Annotated in this window: 9 protein-coding genes and 1 pseudogene; 1 reads left to right on the plus strand and 9 read right to left on the minus strand. The window is 60.3% G+C overall.

The window, feature by feature from the left end; genetic code table 11:
• Positions 1 to 99: 99 nt before the first annotated feature.
• From narI to ACZ2G3_RS18705, 7 genes are all read right to left on the minus strand, one after another.
• Positions 100 to 888: a respiratory nitrate reductase subunit gamma gene (gene narI, locus ACZ2G3_RS18675; RefSeq protein WP_470399818.1), complete on the minus strand. Its 789-nt coding sequence runs from the start codon at positions 886 to 888 to the stop codon at positions 100 to 102.
• A 10-nt stretch (positions 889 to 898) separates the two neighbouring features.
• Positions 899 to 1,600 carry a nitrate reductase molybdenum cofactor assembly chaperone gene (narJ, locus tag ACZ2G3_RS18680; protein WP_470399819.1) on the minus strand — a complete coding sequence of 234 codons (702 nt, stop codon included), beginning with the start codon at positions 1,598 to 1,600 and terminating at the stop codon, positions 899 to 901.
• Positions 1,597 to 3,123 carry a nitrate reductase subunit beta gene (narH, locus tag ACZ2G3_RS18685; RefSeq protein ID WP_470399821.1) on the minus strand — a complete coding sequence of 509 codons (1,527 nt, stop codon included), beginning with the start codon at positions 3,121 to 3,123 and terminating at the stop codon, positions 1,597 to 1,599. Before narH ends, narJ begins: the two co-directional genes overlap by 4 nt.
• Positions 3,120 to 6,908, minus strand: a complete 3,789-nt coding sequence (locus tag ACZ2G3_RS18690) for a nitrate reductase subunit alpha (protein ID WP_470399822.1) — start codon at positions 6,906 to 6,908, stop codon at positions 3,120 to 3,122. The genes narH and ACZ2G3_RS18690 overlap by 4 nt, the downstream gene beginning before the upstream one ends.
• Positions 6,909 to 6,920: 12 nt before the next feature.
• Positions 6,921 to 9,641, minus strand: coding sequence for a nitrate/nitrite transporter (locus tag ACZ2G3_RS18695; RefSeq protein ID WP_470399823.1), 2,721 nt, complete (start codon positions 9,639 to 9,641; stop codon positions 6,921 to 6,923).
• A gap of 734 nt (positions 9,642 to 10,375) precedes the next feature.
• Positions 10,376 to 10,885 carry a DUF2478 domain-containing protein gene (locus ACZ2G3_RS18700; RefSeq protein WP_470399824.1) on the minus strand — a complete coding sequence of 170 codons (510 nt, stop codon included), beginning with the start codon at positions 10,883 to 10,885 and terminating at the stop codon, positions 10,376 to 10,378.
• A 251-nt stretch (positions 10,886 to 11,136) separates the two neighbouring features.
• Positions 11,137 to 12,069, minus strand: coding sequence for an IS5 family transposase (locus tag ACZ2G3_RS18705; RefSeq protein WP_470399826.1), 933 nt, complete (start codon positions 12,067 to 12,069; stop codon positions 11,137 to 11,139).
• A gap of 197 nt (positions 12,070 to 12,266) precedes the next feature.
• On the opposite strand from ACZ2G3_RS18705, the gene ACZ2G3_RS18710 reads away from it, so the two are divergent.
• A complete protein-coding gene (locus tag ACZ2G3_RS18710) occupies positions 12,267 to 13,073 on the plus strand; it encodes a response regulator (RefSeq protein WP_470399828.1) in 807 nt (268 codons plus the stop codon).
• Positions 13,074 to 13,203: 130 nt separating this feature from the next.
• Here ACZ2G3_RS18710 and ACZ2G3_RS18715 read toward each other — a convergent pair.
• Positions 13,204 to 13,794 (minus strand): annotated as a pseudogene (locus tag ACZ2G3_RS18715) (HupE/UreJ family protein); the annotation flags it as partial.
• Between the two features lie 1,686 nt (positions 13,795 to 15,480).
• Entirely contained in the window at positions 15,481 to 16,362 is an 882-nt protein-coding gene (locus ACZ2G3_RS18720; protein ID WP_470399830.1) for a mechanosensitive ion channel family protein, read from the minus strand.
• Between the last annotated feature and the right edge of the window lie 218 nt (positions 16,363 to 16,580).

Genomic DNA, 16,580 nt, shown 5'->3' on the forward strand with positions numbered 1-16,580 from the left:
GTGCCGCACTGGCGCCGCAGCCACCACTTTGGCAGGCGCTCATCATGACCGGGGGCGACTGTCTTTCCTCTCGGAGACGCGGAATTTCATGATGTCGGCTCATGCGCCTCCCTCCCCGCTTTCAGCCTGCTGACGTGTGGTGGCGGTGCCATCGTAGCTAGGGCGTGCCGCATAGACATCCTTGGTCGGCGACCGGCGCACCGCTCCAAGGGAACGTACTATCTGGTAGCCGGGCCGGAACAGGAAGGAGATCGGTGCACTCCAGATATGGATCAAGCGGGTAAACGGCGTGATCAGGAACAGGGTCAGCCCCAGAATGATGTGCAGCTTGTAGATCCAGGCGACATCCGCCAGCAAGGTTGGGGCTGCCGGATTGAAGGTCACAATGGCATTGGCCCAGCCCATCAGGACCACCATTTCAGAACCGTCCAGATGCTGCATTGTCCAGAAGACGGTCAGCACGCCGAAGACAAGCTGCAGCCAGATCAGCACCAGAACGGCAATGTCACCGAAGGAGGACGTCTGCCTGATGCGGGGTTCGAACAAGCGCCGGTGAAGAAGCAGAGTGGCTCCCACCAATGCCGCAATCCCCGCAAGGCCTCCGACGATGAGTGCGACAAGTTGTTTGAAGCCATGCCCCACCCCTATCATGTCGAACACCTGGATCGGCGTCAGCATGCCCACGAAATGCCCCACGAAGAGGACAAGAACGCCGAGGTGAAACAGGTTGGATCCCCACATCATCTGCTTGCGCCTCAGGAACTGGCTCGACTGCGACCGCCAGGAGTACTGGTCAGCGTCATAGCGCAGGATTGATCCCACGATCAGCACCGTGATCGACAGATACGGGTACCAGCCGAAGGCCAGCTGGTTCAGAAGTTGGTTCATGTCGTCCTCCTCAGCCCTTGGTTCCAGTGCGTGCGGCCGTGGCCGCTTTTCCTGCCGCCCGGATCTTGGCGACGATACCTGTCGGTCCCCCCATCTCATGCGGCCCTGTGAAGGTGATGGCCTTTTCTTCCCACTCCTCATCGATTTTTGCGGGATCGTCCGAGGGCGCTTGTGCGCGCAACTCGGTCAATGCCTCGGCATCTGGCTGCGCGCCCACCAGTGAAAGGATCGCCGCAAAGATAGGGGCATAATCCGACCCCCGGGCTGTCAATCTTTCTTCAAGTGCCGCAAAGACATGTGCAGGCTCCCCCAGCATCTCGCGCCCCTCGGTCGGCGGCAAACAAGAGGCAAACTCGATAAAGGCTGGCACGAAGTCCGGCAGTTCCGGGCCTTCGAGCATGAAGCCCCGGTCCAGGTATTGCTGGCCCAGATCGATAATGGCAGGGCCGCGGTCCTTGCTGTCTCCATGCACGTGTTCGAAAAGATGAAGTGACAGCGCGCGGGACCGGTCGAACAGCTCGCTGTATTCCGCTTGTGCGTCCAGAAGGTCCTGCGACCTCAGCCGCGACAACAGCGGGGACAGGCGCTTGCGGTTGTCCGCAGGCAGTGCCGGTTCAGCCGCAAGCGCAGTTTCGATTTCAGGAATATGGGCAGCGAGTTCGGCAGAAGGATAGCCGAGCAGAGCCGCCAGGGCACGCAAACACAGTTTCATGTCAGTACGTCCATGTATGGCTTTTTCGGGGTGCGCTTGGCGCCGCCGAAAAGATTGGTTTTGGTGGCGCCGTTGGTTCCTTCCTGGAACCCGAACCCTGCCGAGCCGCGAAGGGCATAAGCGTCCTCCTCCAGCTCGCGGTGAGCCGTGGGGATGACATAACGGTCCTCGTAATTGGCCAGCGCCATGATCCTGTACATCTCGTCGATGATCGGCGCTGTCAGGCCCACCCGCTCGGGGATGGACGGATCGATCCGCCCTTCGACACTTTTCGCGCGCATGTAGGATCGCATGGCCAGCATCCGCTCCAGCGCCACGGCAATCGGAGCCTCGTCTCCTGCTGTGAGAAGGTTGGCCAGATAGCGCAACGGGATCCGCAGCGACCGGACATCCGGCATGCCGTCTTTTGCACTGATTTTGCCCGCCTCATGCGCCGACTGGATCGGCGACAGCGGCGGCACGTACCAGACCATCGGCAGGGTGCGGTATTCCGGGTGCAGCGGGAAGGCTACCTTCCATTCGACGGCCATCTTGTAGATGGGGGAACGGATCGCCCCCTCGATCCACTGGTCAGGAATGCCCTGCGCCCGTGCCTCGGCCTGCACCTCGGGGTCGTGGGGGTTGAGGAACACCCCAAGCTGCGCCGGATAAAGGTCCTTCTCGTTCTCGACAGAAGCCGCGGCCTCGATCCGGTCGGCGTCATAGAGCATCACACCCAGGTAGCGGATGCGGCCGACGCAGGTTTCCGAGCAGACGGTGGGTTGGCCAGTCTCGATCCGGGGATAGCAGAAGATGCACTTCTCGGATTTGCCGGTCGACCAGTTGTAATAGATCTTCTTGTAAGGACAGCCAGAGACGCACATGCGCCAGCCGCGGCATTTCTCCTGGTCGATCAAAACGATGCCGTCCTCGGCCCGCTTGTAGATCGCGCCTGATGGGCATGACGCAAGGCAGGACGGGTTGAGGCAATGCTCGCAAAGCCTCGGCAGATACATCATGAACGTCTTTTCGAACTCTCCGTAGATCTCCTTTTCAACACCTTCGAAATTATAGTCCTGGCTGCGGTTTGCGAACTCGCCCCCCAGCATGTCCTCCCAGTTGCCGGACCATTCGATCTTGTTCATCACCTCGCCGGTCAGAAGCGAGCGCGGCTTGGCAGAGGGCTGGGCCTGAAGCTCGGGGGCCTTTTGCAGCCATTCATATTCGAACGTGTAGGGCTCGTAGAAGTCGTCGATCTCGGGAAGGTGCGGGTTGGCGAAGATCTTGGAAAGGATGCGCCACTTCGACCCTTGCCGCGGAACAATCCTGCCGTTCTTCTTACGGGTCCAGCCACCCTGCCACCGCTTCTGGTTCTCCCAATCCTTGGGATAGCCAATGCCAGGCTTTGTCTCGACATTGTTGAACCAAACGTATTCCATGCCCTCGCGGTTGGTCCAGACGTTCTTGCAAGTGATCGAGCAGGTGTGGCATCCGATGCACTTGTCGAGGTTGAGGACCATGCAGACTTGCGCGCGGATTCTCATTCGGCTGCCTCCTGCTTGCGTTTCTGTTGTCCGGTCCCCCAGTCGGCGGTTCCGGTCTCCGATAGTGTGTTGTCGTCTGCAGCCTTGTCGAACCAGTTCACCTCGCTCATCTTGCGGATGATGACGATCTCGTCCCGGTTGGAGCCCACGGTGCCATAATAGTTGAACCCGTAGGACAACTGGGCATAGCCGCCGATCATGTGGGTTGGCTTCATGTTGATCCGGGTGACCGAGTTGTGGATGCCACCCCGCTGCCCGGTGATCTCCGAGCCCACGGTGTTCACCAGCTTTTCTTGTGCGTGATACATGATGCAGGACCCCGGCATGATCCGCTGGCTGACAATTGCCCGGGCCGTCAGGGCGCCGTTTACGTTGAATGCCTCGATCCAGTCGTTGTCCACGATGCCGGCGTCCTTGGCATCTGCCTCACTGATCCAGACCGCAGGACCACCGCGGTTCAAGCTCAGCATGATCAGGTTCTCGGTATAGGTCGAATGGATGCCCCATTTCTGGTGCGGCGTCAGGAAGTTGAGCAGGATCTCCTTGTTGCCGTTCGGCAGCTTGCCGAGGGCTTGGGCCACGCTATGGGTGTCCACGGGAGGGCGCCAAGTCACGAACGCTTCGCCGAAGGCTCGCATCCAGTGGTGGTCCTGGTAGAGTTGCTGGCGTCCCGAAAGGGTGCGCCAGGGGATCAACTCGTTTATGTTGGTCCAGCCGGCGTTGTAGCAGACCTTTTCACTCTCGATGCCCGACCAGGTGGGCGACGAGATGATCTTCCTGGGTTGCGAGGCCACGTCGCGGAAGCGGATCTTTTCCTCCTCCTTGCCTTCCGCCAGATGCGCGTGGTCCCGTCCGGTGGTCTTCGAAAGCACCTTCCAGGCTTTCAGCGCGACCTCGCCGTTCGTCTCGGGCGCCAGCATCAGGATCGTTTCGCAGGCGTCGATATCGGTGTCGATCTTCGGCCGACCGGCAGTGGGACCTTCCAGCACCCGGCCGTTCAGATCGCCCAGCTGTTCGATCTCGCGTCCAGCCTCCCAAATGATCCCTTTGGAGCCGTTGCCGAACTTCTCGACATCCGGTCCGAAAGAGGTGAAGCGTGCGAATACCTCGGGATAGTTGCGCTCGACCAGATGGACGTTCGGCATCGTCTTGCCAGGGATCGGCTCGCATTCACCCTTGGCCCAATCGAGGGGCTCATAGGGCTGGGCAAGCTCGCCCGGCGTGTCGTGAAGGGTGGGCGACAGCACCACGTCATGCTCGACCCCCAGGACTTCTGGCGCGATTTCGGAGAACTTCTTCGCAAGACCGCGGAAGATGCCCCAGTCGCTGCGCGCCTCCCATGCTGGATCCACGGCCGCGGTCAGCGGGTGAATGAAGGGGTGCATGTCGGTCGTGTTGAGGTCGTTCTTTTCGTACCACGTCGCCGTGGGCAGGACGATATCACTGTAAACGCTCGTCGTTGACATCCGGAAATCGATGTTGACCATCAGGTCGAGCTTTCCGACCGGCGCATCGTCGTGCCAGACGACCTCATCCGGACGCTGGATCCCCTCGCGCTCGTCGGTGCCCACGACTCCGTGCAGCGAGCCCACGAAGTGCTTGAGGAAGTACTCATGCCCCTTCCCGCTCGCTCCGAGGACGTTCGAGCGCCAGAAGAACATGTTGCGCGGCCAGTTGCGGGGATTGTCCGGATCGACATTGGCAAAGGTCAGATCGCCGGATTTTAGGCCATCCACAACCGCCTCGCCTGCGTTTTGCCCGCTTTCGGCAATGCGCCGCCCGACGTCCAGCGGGTTGGCCTGAAGCTGCGGCGCCGAGGGCAGCCATCCCATCCGTTCGGCCCGCACGTTGTAGTCGATCATGGCGCCCGACCAGTCTCCTTCAGGTGCAAGCGGGGACAAGAGATCGGACGGCTTCATTGTCTCATAACGCCATTGGTCCGTATGGGCGTAGAAGAAGCTCGTTCCGTTCATCTGCCGTGCCGGACGGCTCCAATCCGAGGCAAAGGCAAGCGGCAGCCAGCCTGTTTGAGGCCGCAATTTTTCCTGCCCCACGTAATGCGCCCAGCCCCCACCGGATTTGCCGATGCAACCGCACATCACCAGAAGCTGGATGATGCCGCGGTAGCTCATGTCCATGTGGTACCAATGGTTGAGCCCTGCCCCCAGGATCACCATGGACCGGCCTTCGGTCATCTCGGCATTTCCGGCAAATTCTCGAGCCACCTGAATGATGGCTTGGCGAGGCACGCCCGTCACCTTTTCGGCCCATGCCGGTGTGAAGGGCTCGTCGTCGTCATAGCTGGTGGCAACGTTGGCGCCGCCAAAGCCCCGGTCGAGGCCATAGTTGGCGCAATAAAGGTCGAACACCGTCGCCACCTTGATCCGGGTGCCGTTGGCCAGCGCGACCTCGCGCACCGGAACGTTGCGGGTCAGGATCTGTTCGTGGGAGGTGGAAACCCAGTCGTGGAACGCCTTTCCGCCGAAATAGGGGAAGGCGACCGGTTCTACCCCATCATGCGCATTGGCCAATGTCATGCGCAGGTGAACGTCTCGGCCCTGCCCGTCCTTTTGTTCAAGGTTCCAGGTGCCCTTCTCACCCCAACGATGACCCGCTGAACCGTGCGGCGCTACCAATTCTCCAGTTGTTTCGTCGATGCCGACGGCCTTCCAGTCGGGGTTGTTCGCCTCACCCAAACCATCCTCGAGGTCGGCCGCGCGCAGCATTCGGTCAGGGACCAGATGCCCGTCGCGCTCGGTCAGCGTGACAAGAAGCGGGAAGTCGGAATAGCGGCGGGTATAGTCGGTAAAATACGGGGCCTGCCGGTCAAGATAGAACTCGCGCAGCACCACGTGCCCGAGCGCCAGCGCCAGCGCCGCATCGGTTCCCTGCTTCGGGTGCAGCCACATGTCCGAGAATTTGGCCGCCTCGTTGAAGTCGGGGGCGATGACGACGCTCTTGGCGCCACGGTAGCGCACTTCGGAGTAGAAATGTGCGTCAGGCGCCCGCGTCATCGGAACGTTGGAGCCCCAGACCAGCAGGAAGCCGGCGTTGTACCAATCGGCGCTTTCGGGGACGTCTGTTTGTTCACCCCAGATCTGAGGCGAAGACGGTGGCAGGTCGCAGTACCAGTCATAAAAGCTGAGAAGGGTTCCACCCAACAGGGAAAGATAGCGCGAGCCGGCCGCGTAGGAGATCATCGACATTGCCGGGATGGGCGAAAAGCCAGCGATCCTGTCGGGGCCGTACTCCTTGATCGTGTAAGCGTTGGCGGCAGCGATCAGTTCGTTGATTTCTTCCCATCCGACACGCACAAACCCGCCGCGCCCGCGTTTGGACACCCAATCACGCCGTTGTTCGGGATTTTGCACAATGGATCGCCAGGCCGCGACCGGGCTCATCGTTTCACGCGCGGCCCGCCAGTGACGGATCAGCCGCTCCCGCGCCAGAGGGTAGCGAATGCGGGTTCCCGAATAAAGATACCAGCTGTAGCTCGCGCCCCTTGGGCAGCCCCTGGGCTCGTGGTTGGGCAGGTCGGGACGCGTACGCGGATAATCCGTCTGCTGGGTTTCCCAAGTAACGATGCCGCCCTTGACGTAGATCTTCCATGAACAGGATCCGGTGCAGTTCACGCCGTGGGTCGAACGGACGATCTTGTCGGCGCTCCAACGCTTTCGATAGGCGTCTTCCCATTGCCGGCTTTCGCGCGTCGTGACGCCGTGTCCTTCCGAGAAGGTCTCCTGCTCGCGGCGCAGGTAGGTCAGTCGGTCGAGGAAATGGCTCATTGCTTTCTCCGGTCATGCAGTTGCAGACGAGCGCGACGCATTGCCGCGTTCGAGTGTTCGAAGGATCCCGCGCGGGCCGGAATAGACCCACCAGGTCAGGGCGGCGCAGGTGACGTAAAAGATCCCGAAGGCCCAAAGGGCGGCATTGGCGCTGCCGGTCGCTTCGATTGACGATCCATAGGCGCGCGGGATGTAGAAGGCGCCGTAGGCGGCGATGGCTGACGTGAACCCGATGATCGCGGCAGACTCGCGTTCAGCCTGCTTGCGGCGGTCCGGTGCGGACAAATGGGCTGCGGTGCGGTCGATCTCCAGCCGCATGATCCCGGGCACCATCTGGAAGGTGGACGCGTTTCCAATACCGCTCGCGAAGAAAAGGAACAGCACCATCGCGAAGAAGCCCGGAAAGCTGCCAAGGTCGAGAAACCAGATCATTCCGAAAACCGCGGCGATCTGCGCCACGAAGACCCAGAAGGTAACCCGGGCGCCGCCGTACTTGTCGGCGACCCATCCCGTTCCGGCGCGGGAAATGGCGCCCACAAGCGGCCCCAGGAAGGCATAGTTCAGCGCGTTGACGTCCGGGAACACCATGCGCGACAGCAACGGGAAGCCAGCCGACATGCCGATGAAGGTCCCGAAGGTGCCGGTGTAAAGCCAGCACATCAGCCAAGTGTGCATCCGGCGAAAGATCGGTGCCTGTTCTGCAAAGGAGGCCTTGGCGCTCTGGATGTCATTCATCCCGGCCCAGGCCGCCACCGTTCCGAGAAGGATCAGCGGTACCCACACGAAACCGGCATATTGCATCCAGACCTGCTCGCCTTCGGCGGTTACCTGGGCAGCTCCGCCAAGAGCGCCGAACAGGGCGAAGGTGGTCACCACAGGAACAAGGAACTGCATCAGGCTGACACCGAGGTTCCCCAGCCCCGCATTGAGCGCCAGTGCATTGCCCTTTTCGTGCTTGGGAAAGAAGAACGAGATGTTCGACATGGAGGAGGCGAAATTGCCACCGCCGAGACCGCAAAGCAGTGCGAGCACGAGGAAGATGAGAAACGGCGTGTCTGGGTTTTGTACCGCGTAGCCGATGCCAAACGCCGGGATCAGCAGAGATGCGGTGGAGACGGTTGTCCAGAGACGCCCGCCAAAGATGGGGACGAGGAAGGAGTAGAAAATCCTCAGCGTCGCCCCTGAAAGTCCCGGCAAAGCAGCGAGCCAGAAGAGTTGGCCGGTGTCGAAGTCAAATCCGATGGCGGGCAGACGGGCCACCACGACCGACCAGACCATCCAGACCGCAAAGGACAGCAGCAGGCAGTAGGTTGAGATCCACAGATTTCTTTGGGCGACCGGACGCCCCGCTTTTTCCCAAAAATCGGGATCTTCCGGGCGCCAGTCCTGGATGGCACCCGCGCGCGGTGGGATTGAAACGCCCGGCTCGCCCATGCCGATCATTTCCGGCAGTTCCGGCGTCGCTTCGGCCTGACCAGCCCTGGCCGCCGCCGTCTCCATCTGCCGGATGGTCACGTGCATCCAGATGAATGCCCCCGAGACAAGCACAAACAGAAGCGCGAATGAGCTGGTCCAGACCCCTGTCAGGTCGTTTAGCATGCCGAAAGCGAGCGGGAGCACGAAGCCGCCCAAGCCTCCGATCATGCCCACAAGGCCCCCGACTGCCCCGACATGATTGGGGTAATAGACCGGGATATGTTTGAAGACCGCAGCTTTCCCAAGGCTCATGAAGAACCCCAACACAAAGATGGTGACAACAAATGGCACCAGTCCCATCGAGGTCGAGAAGGTGATCGGCCCGGTGATCCCCTCAATGACATAGGTCGTCGGGGGATAGCTCAGCATGAAGGTGCAGAGCACCGAGACGCCAAAGGTCCAATAGAGAACCGCCCGTGCGCCGTAGCGGTCCGAAAGCCGGCCGCCATAGATGCGGAAAAGGCTTGCCGGGACGGAGTAGAAGGCCGCGAGCATGCCCGCGCTCTTGATGTCGAGATCATAGACCCCAACGAGATAGCGGGGCAGCCAGAGGGCCAAGGCCACAAAGGCGCCGAAGACAAAGAAGTAATAAAGCGAGAATCGCCAAACCTGAAGGTTCCGCAGCACTGCAAACTGTGCACCTGCAGGTGTCCGCTCCTTTTGCTTTCGCGCAAGGTGGCCAGGGTCTTCCTTGGTCAACAGAAGGAAGACGAATGCCATGATAACAAGTGCTGCTGCCCAGATCTGCGCCACGGCCTCCCAACCCATCGCCACCATGACAAAGGGCGCAACAAACTTGGTGACTGCTGATCCGACATTGCCGGCGCCAAACGTGCCAAGCGCGGTGCCCTGCTGGCTCTGCGGGTAGAAGTTGGACACATAGGCCACACCCACCGAAAAGGCGCCTCCAGCGAGCCCCACGCCAAGCGCCGCAATCAGCAGCGTGATGTAGCTGTGCGCAAAGGAGGTAAGGAAGGTGGCTGCAGCCGCAAGCAGCATCACGACGAAGAAGAGGCGCCGCCCGCCGAAACGATCGGCCCACACCCCCAGCACCAGGCGGGAGAGTGAGCCTGTCAGGATCGGCGTCCCGATCAACAGGCCGAACTGGGTTTCGGACAAGCCAAGCTCTTCCTTGATCGAGAGCCCGATGATGGAAAAGATCGTCCAGACAGCAAAACAGGCCGTGAAGGCGGCCGTGCTGGTCCACAGCGCCCGTCCCGCGCCTTCTGCAGCCTTATCAGAATAACTTTGGATCATTGTCGTGCCTTCAATATCCCGGCGCCTTGATTGGATTGACCTTCGGCCGTGCAAGAAGGGGCGGAGGCGATCGTTCGCTGTGCTCGCTTATTTTCGAAGGAAGGAACCGTGCCGCGATCTTGTTCTGGTCACTGAAAAGTCCAGATTTTGCTGCTGTTTGGAACTTCGAAGCCCTTGCATTGTAGCCCTTTGCGAGCGAAGTCCTTTGGGGAAGCACCCGGCCAGACAGGGTCGTTGGCTGTCTCCCGGATCCGGCCCGGGCGCGGCGTGCAAGCCACTGCGCACATGAGCCGAAACAAGCATCGGAAAGACGGGGTGACCTGATATTGGCGAACCGTTCCATGAGCTTGATATGCCGCTTTGGGTTGCAGGCCGCTTTGCGCTAGATCAAACCCTCGACAAATTGGTTAAAAAACTTCGAGCACATGCACTGAGGGATCAAAGTCTCTGCCACCCTCCAAGAGGACGGGTTGTTGTGCATGATTTGTGTCATCCGGCTTTGGCCGCGCACTGTTAAAGTACCGAAGCGAAGAAAGGCTTTTGCGCGGAAGGAGTTGACCCTGAGGCTATGCTCCGACAGCCACACGCTTTCACAGAGGCAACGCGTAAAGCTGTTCGTTTTGTGCAGATTTTTTTGTTACGGAAGGCAGCTGCTGCGAGCAGCATGATCCGCCATCCGCCGTTCCACGGGCAAAGCACCGAGGAGGAATTTCTGCCAGAGCTACCGCACTAGCTCAGGCGGCACAGCGCGTGGCAGTCAGACACCAGTTCAGGACCAGGTCCGGCTCGTCCGCAAGGGCCATCTCGAATCCCCCTGCAAAGCTCTGGAACGCGGAAAGGTTCAGGCCGTTGACACCAAGCAGCACAGGGATGTCCTGCTCCAGCGCCTCGGCAATCAATGGGGCCATTCCCCGCCCCTCGGCTTCTTGCTTGCCGAATTTGTTGACGATCAGCAGATCCGAGCCGGGAAGTGAGCGCGCGACGCCAACAACGGCTTCCTCCAGAACACCTGCATCCAATCGGCAGCCACGAGCCAGATCGCCACGCTCCTCGCTGATACGCAGAACCGGCCCATCGGGGAGAACGATGATATCCATATCGCATTTCTTACGATCAGGCCGCTCGAGGTTGCTTTGAACCGTGCCGGCCAAGCGCAAGCCACGGGCTTGCAGCCGAGTTGCGACATTGGCAAGAAAGCGGTCATTCGCTCCGCGTCCCGGCAGGCTGACATAAGCAAGGCGCATCCTATCTCTCCATTATTGAGCCAACGAGAGCCAATCCTGGCCAGTATCGCGTCCATGGAAGGGCTGGCCGCCAGAACAGGCGATCTGCTTCATCATTGCTCATGACATTTCCGAAGGTGCATGACCTTGCGCCAGATCAAAGTTGAGGAAGAAACGGGTGCTGATCGGTAAAGTATTACTTAAGGACGCTCAAAGGCGGCGATGTTGCGCAAATCAGCCCCGAGCATGACTGCCCCTTTTCCCGCCATTCTTCAGCGGACGGCTTCGATCTCGGCCCTGCCAAGGGCCGAGAAGCGGTTCATGATGGCGATGCGGATCTGGATTTCGGCGGTCTGGCGGGCGGGGTCTCGTGACATGATCCTCTCGCCGAAGAGCTTCAGGCAGTTCATCAAAGCTTCGACCCGACTTCGGACGTGATAGCCGGTCCACTTCTTCCAGAGCGCCCGGCCCAAGCGCCTGGTTGCCCGCAGGATCTCATTTCGCGCGGCAGCAGCGGGACAGTCTTCTTTCCAGGCGCGGCCATTGCGCCGGATCGGTATGACGGCATCCGCTCCTCGGTCGATGATCGCGCCATGGCATCGTCGTGTATCGTAAGCACCATCTGCGGTGACCGTGCCGATCGTCTCTTCCGGCGGGATCTGCGCCAGAAGCTCCGGCAGCAGCGGGCTGTCGCCTTGGCGGCTCGAGGTCAACTCGACCGCGCGCACATCCCCGGTGCCCGCGTCCATGGCGAGGTGGACCTTTCTCCATTGCCTCCGGCGTGACGGGCCATGTTTGCGGGCCTGCCACTCGCCGTCCCCGCGGAACTTGATACCGGTGCTGTCGATCAACAGGTTCAGGGGCTGCCCGGACGCGCGATACGGGACCTGCACCGCGATCCTCGCCTGCCGGCGGCACAGCGTCGAATAGTCCGGAACCGGCCAATCAAGCCCCGCCATCTGGATCAGGCTTTCAACCAGCCCGACCGTCTGCCGGAGCGGAAGCCCGAAGAGCACTTTCAGGGTCAAGCAGGTCTGGATGGCAGCCTCCGAGAAGGTCTCGGGTCGCCCGCGCTTGCCGGTCTTGTCGGCGTGCCAGACCGTCTCGGGATCGAACCAGACCGACAGCGAGCCGCGCTTGCGCAGCGCCGCATTGTAGTTTGACCAGTTCGTCGTGCGGTAGCGGATCGGGGAAGGCTTCGGCATGCCCTCGACCTAACCCTCAGGACGCGCTCAATGAATCCCCCTCACTGAGATGTGCAACAAGGTCGAATGACAGCCTCCTTGCATTCGCCGGCAAGTCGAAACTGACCCCGCAGACCGCAGACCTTGGGGCCTTCCTGCAGTCTTGGGCACCGTTCGTCCGTCGCGCCATCCCGTCCCGGATCAAGCTCGAACTGGAGGTGGATGCAGGCCTGCCGCCAGTTCTCATCGACGTGGCCATGGCAGAAAGCTGTCTGCTGAACGTGGCCATCAATGCTCGCGAGGCCATTGAGGGCACGGGCACCATCCGAGTCATGCTGAACGCCGTGGAACGTGCACATCCCAATGGCGGAGACGCTCAAACCTGGATCTGCCTTTCGGTGCAGGATACAGGCTGCGGGATCCCTGAGCAGTTGCAGGGACAGGTATTTGAGCCGTTCTTTACGACCCGCTCGGTCGGCCAGGGGTCGGGGCTGGGTCTTTCGCGGGTGCGGGGTTACCTTGAGCAGATCGGAGGCTTCGTGACGCTTTCAAGCTTCATAGGGCAAGGCACAACAGTCGCCATGCATTTTGCGGTCGCGCCGGTTGACACGCGCGGAGAGGTGGCAGCAGATCAGGCTGTCGCGGCCTCTCCTGAGAGAAGACTGAAGGCACTCGTCGTTGATGATACGCCGGCGGTGGCACGGGTGGTTGCACGCATGCTGGCCTCTTTGGGATGCGAAACGCTGACAGCGTCCAACGGCAAGGAGGCTCGTGACATCATGTCCCGCGAAAGTGGCCTTGATCTGCTGATCAGCGACGTGGTCATGCCGGGGGAGTCAGGACTGGATCTCGCCCAAGCCATATCCCGCACCTACCCGAGGATCCGTATCGCCCTCATGTCGGGCTATACACAGGACAAGCTTCACACAGGGGACAATGCGAATGGAGCTGTCTTCCTCGCCAAGCCAGTGAGCCGGGTACAGTTGCAAACATTTGTGGAGACAGCTCGACGGTCTTTGTTGTAGCGATAAGAAAAGATCCTCTTGCAGCGGGCGTCCTCAAGAGGCGGCGGAGCGAGGTCCACCTCCCTGCCCTTCCTGGGTTGAAGGCAATAAGACCGGTGATGAAGTGGGCATCTGGCAAGCCTATCTCGGCCAACATGCCTGTGGAGCCCAAGCAATGAAGAAGCCCAAACCCGAAAACTACGAGGGGTTGCCACGCCTGGAGCTGCTCCGTGAACAAAATTTGGACGGCGGTCGAAGCAATGGAAAGCGCGATCAGCGGCTTGACGATCTCATGGTGGATCGCGACGAGGCCCAACGTGCCAAGCGCAATCGTGATCGTATGAGAGACGTTGAAGGCACTGACCTGCCAGAGCAGCGGCTTCAACCGGGGTGACAGCAGAACAGGCTCACGACAAAGAGGAAATGTGTATGAAGGACAGCACTGAAGCCTTGAACTGAGCGCAGATTGAAACGCTTTTATGCTGGCTTCGACTGGCTTCGACTGGCTTCGACTGGCTTCGACTGGCTTCGGGTCCGGCCTCGGGCCACCAAAGGCAGCCGTTGCAGAATGACCTGAGCGCAAGATAATTCGTTCAACTATAGAGAGATCAGGGGATGGTGACAGCATGTCCGCAGCCCCGTCCATCGGACTTTCCGTCAGCCGAGGCACACAGATTAGCCGCTTAACCTGTACACATTCAGCCGGGTTAATAAACGGCTGCAGCGCGTTGCCGTCTAGCATCTTGCGGCTACCAGCTCCTACCCGGTGTATCAAAAATCCCACAAGGTTCGTTGGAGAACAGCCGGAGCATTCTCATCGGCAATTTTTCGCCTATTGGTAACTTTCGATCATTATTTTGAACATATAAGTCGAATCAATCAAAGGTTGTGCTGGGTGACCGGAGCCATGCTGGAGTCGCTACTTCATACCCAAGATTCATGTTCGCTAAGGCAGCAATTTAAGGTGAATAGAAAGATGCACGCGAAGAATACTCTGGAAGACCTTACCCGAACTCTGATTGCCACTAGAGAAAAGGCCGCCTTAGATCATGACTGTCTTCGAATACTGCCTCAAGCAGAACGGAACCTCCTGCAGCGCCAGATTGAAAGCTGCGTACAGGCTCTATATTGGCTCGGTGTAAATTTGGGCCCACTGGAAACCATGAAATAAGCAGATTTCTAAGAAGAGCAGGTGGTGAAGCGGTTGCGCAGGGTATCAGGTAGAGGGGGCTCTGTCTTGAGAATGGTCGGGTGTTATCACGTCGAGCTCCAGATGCAGCTCCTTAGCTACACAGCTAACGGCAGCTCAGGCATGTTTGGCAAACCTGCAAGTGCAGCGAGCCGCCGCAAGGTCTCCCGCATAGCAGACCCTTCGTCGCCGCAGCCATCCGGCAGCTATAAGGAACACAGCTGAGACCCTCTTGGAGAGCGCAGGTCAGGCCGCGCAAGCAGCACCGAAGACGATAAGGCCGATTTATGTCGTAATGGTGTCAGAGTTGCCAGTGAGCGATGAGGACTGAGCTGCCGCTGCGCAATCGCAACGTCGCGTCCCTCCCCAATCGCTCGCAGCAAACTGCGGACGGGTCGTCAGCACGACGTTGGCCGCCCGCGGACGATCGAGTGGCGGTCGCTGACGAAATACATTGGCGCATGTTGCGTTTGTCCCCAACAGCTCCTTCGCCTGAATGAGAGGACTCAAGATGAAGCTTACCAGGAACCTCCTGCTTGGACAAAGCTCACAGCCCGGAAGTGACAGCGCCATTAGGGCTGTAAATCCCGACACAGGTGAAGAGATCGAGCGTCAGCCTGTGGGCAACCGGACGGGCAGTTGATCCGGCCAGAGCTCCCCACAAAACAGTTCGCTTCCCTTCGCTCTTTGTGGGCGCGTTCAGCTCACCGCCATGCAAGGCCCGCCGCCAAGGCGGAAGTTTGGATAGCTCTGGCCGGAATAGAAGAGCGAAATCCCTGCGCAGGGCGCGCAGTGATCGAGACGCAGGGGGGAGTTTGGACAAGCCAAACGCCCCCGCCCTTGCCCCAGGCCACACGCCTGTCCGTCCAAGGAACCGCTGGTTCCCCCACACAAGGCCCCCCAAGGGGGCCTCGTCTTTCCTTGTTGGCAACCTCGCGTGGGTCCCCCTCCTGCCCACCACGGGAGGTGCCAGCTAGGAGAGCAGAGGCAGCCAAAGCTCTCCAAGTGCGGTGACAGGAACATTATCCGAGGAACGCTGGAGATTTGCGGAATATCTTGAGCACCTGCCGGCCACTGCAGTCTGTGCGTCGAAGTCAGCGTCCCGCCGTGCATGACGTGACGGCCGGAAAGACGCCAGCCGCCGGACTTCCTCTTGCTGCACGAACCTTTTTCAAGCGACCAACCAAGAGCGGGGCAGTAATGGCAATGTTACTCCGCGCTTTCGCCGCAACAGCGCCTCTATTGCTGGTCTGTTTGACGATCCTCAAGGGGCACCGGCTCTAAAAAACTGAGCGTGCGCTGCGGGAAGGGAATGTCGATGCCGGCGCCGTCCAGTGCGCACTTCACCGCCCGGGCCACCTCGTCACGCGAGCGTAATTCCTCCACCGGCGTCGATCCGGTCCACCAGCGCAGCACGAAGTCGATCGAGGAGTCGCCAAAGCCCTGGCAAAACACCTCGGTCTTCTTCAACGTGTCGACGGTTTCAAGCCCCGTGAAAGCGTCAAACAGAACTGAATGGGCCTGCTCCAGATCCGTGTCGTAGGCGACGCCCACCTCCAGCGTGATCCGGCGCAGCGGCTGGTCGGTCAGCACCGTGGTCGGGTTGCGGTAAATGAAGGCGTTCGGCACGAGCACAAGCTCTCCTGACCGGCGGCGCAGGTAGGTGTCGCGGATGGTGATCTGCTCCACCTGGCCCTCGATCCCCTCGCAGAGGATGTCGTCACCGATCCTCATGGGCCTCCGCAGCAGGATCAGAAGGCCAGCAAGGTAGTTCTCGAAGATGTCCTTGAAGGCGAGGCCGACAACCAACGAGCCGACCCCGAGACCCGCAACCACGTTGGTCGCGGACATTCCGGGAAAGACCAGCACCGCCGCGACGATCAGACCCCCGAACCAGATGAGGCTTCGCGTCAACGTTCGAGCTGCCGCGATGAGCGCAGGGCGCTGGCGCCAGCGCCTCAGGAGCCGGGCCTCGCCCCGCCAGGCATAGCGCGCCAGTACCCATGTCAAGACAAGGATGATGAGAGCCGCGAGGAGGTTCGGCAGAAGCGCAACAAAGCTTGCCACCAGACGGGCTAGCTCGAACCGCAAGATACGTAGCGGTTCAAGGTCGGGCATCATGGGCTTTCAGCGCGCTCTTCATCATCCGGAACGGTTGCGCCCGCAACACAGTTCCCGGGAACCGGGATGCAGCGGCAGATCCGCTGGATCAGCAAGACCGGCCGCTCACGTGCCAGGCTCCGGGGCAGCACCATGCTGACGCGCATAAGTGAACCTGCAGGTCTACAGACTTCCCTCTGTCGCGTATCTGATACGCGACAGACACGACCTTTCGAACC

Source organism: Paracoccus sp. KKT209 (assembly GCF_055635455.1).

What these genes read in the sequence shown, in the direction of transcription:
- ACZ2G3_RS18705 (WP_470399826.1), bottom strand. Translation starts at nt 12,069, where the DNA reads ATGCCGAAGCCTTCCCCGATCCGCTACCGCACGACGAACTGGTCAAAC.
- ACZ2G3_RS18695 (WP_470399823.1), bottom strand. Translation starts at nt 9,641, where the DNA reads ATGATCCAAAGTTATTCTGATAAGGCTGCAGAAGGCGCGGGACGGGCG.
- narH (WP_470399821.1), bottom strand. Translation starts at nt 3,123, where the DNA reads ATGAGAATCCGCGCGCAAGTCTGCATGGTCCTCAACCTCGACAAGTGC.
- narJ (WP_470399819.1), bottom strand. Translation starts at nt 1,600, where the DNA reads ATGAAACTGTGTTTGCGTGCCCTGGCGGCTCTGCTCGGCTATCCTTCT.
- ACZ2G3_RS18690 (WP_470399822.1), bottom strand. Translation starts at nt 6,908, where the DNA reads ATGAGCCATTTCCTCGACCGACTGACCTACCTGCGCCGCGAGCAGGAG.
- ACZ2G3_RS18700 (WP_470399824.1), bottom strand. Translation starts at nt 10,885, where the DNA reads ATGCGCCTTGCTTATGTCAGCCTGCCGGGACGCGGAGCGAATGACCGC.
- ACZ2G3_RS18720 (WP_470399830.1), bottom strand. Translation starts at nt 16,362, where the DNA reads ATGATGCCCGACCTTGAACCGCTACGTATCTTGCGGTTCGAGCTAGCC.
- narI (WP_470399818.1), bottom strand. Translation starts at nt 888, where the DNA reads ATGAACCAACTTCTGAACCAGCTGGCCTTCGGCTGGTACCCGTATCTG.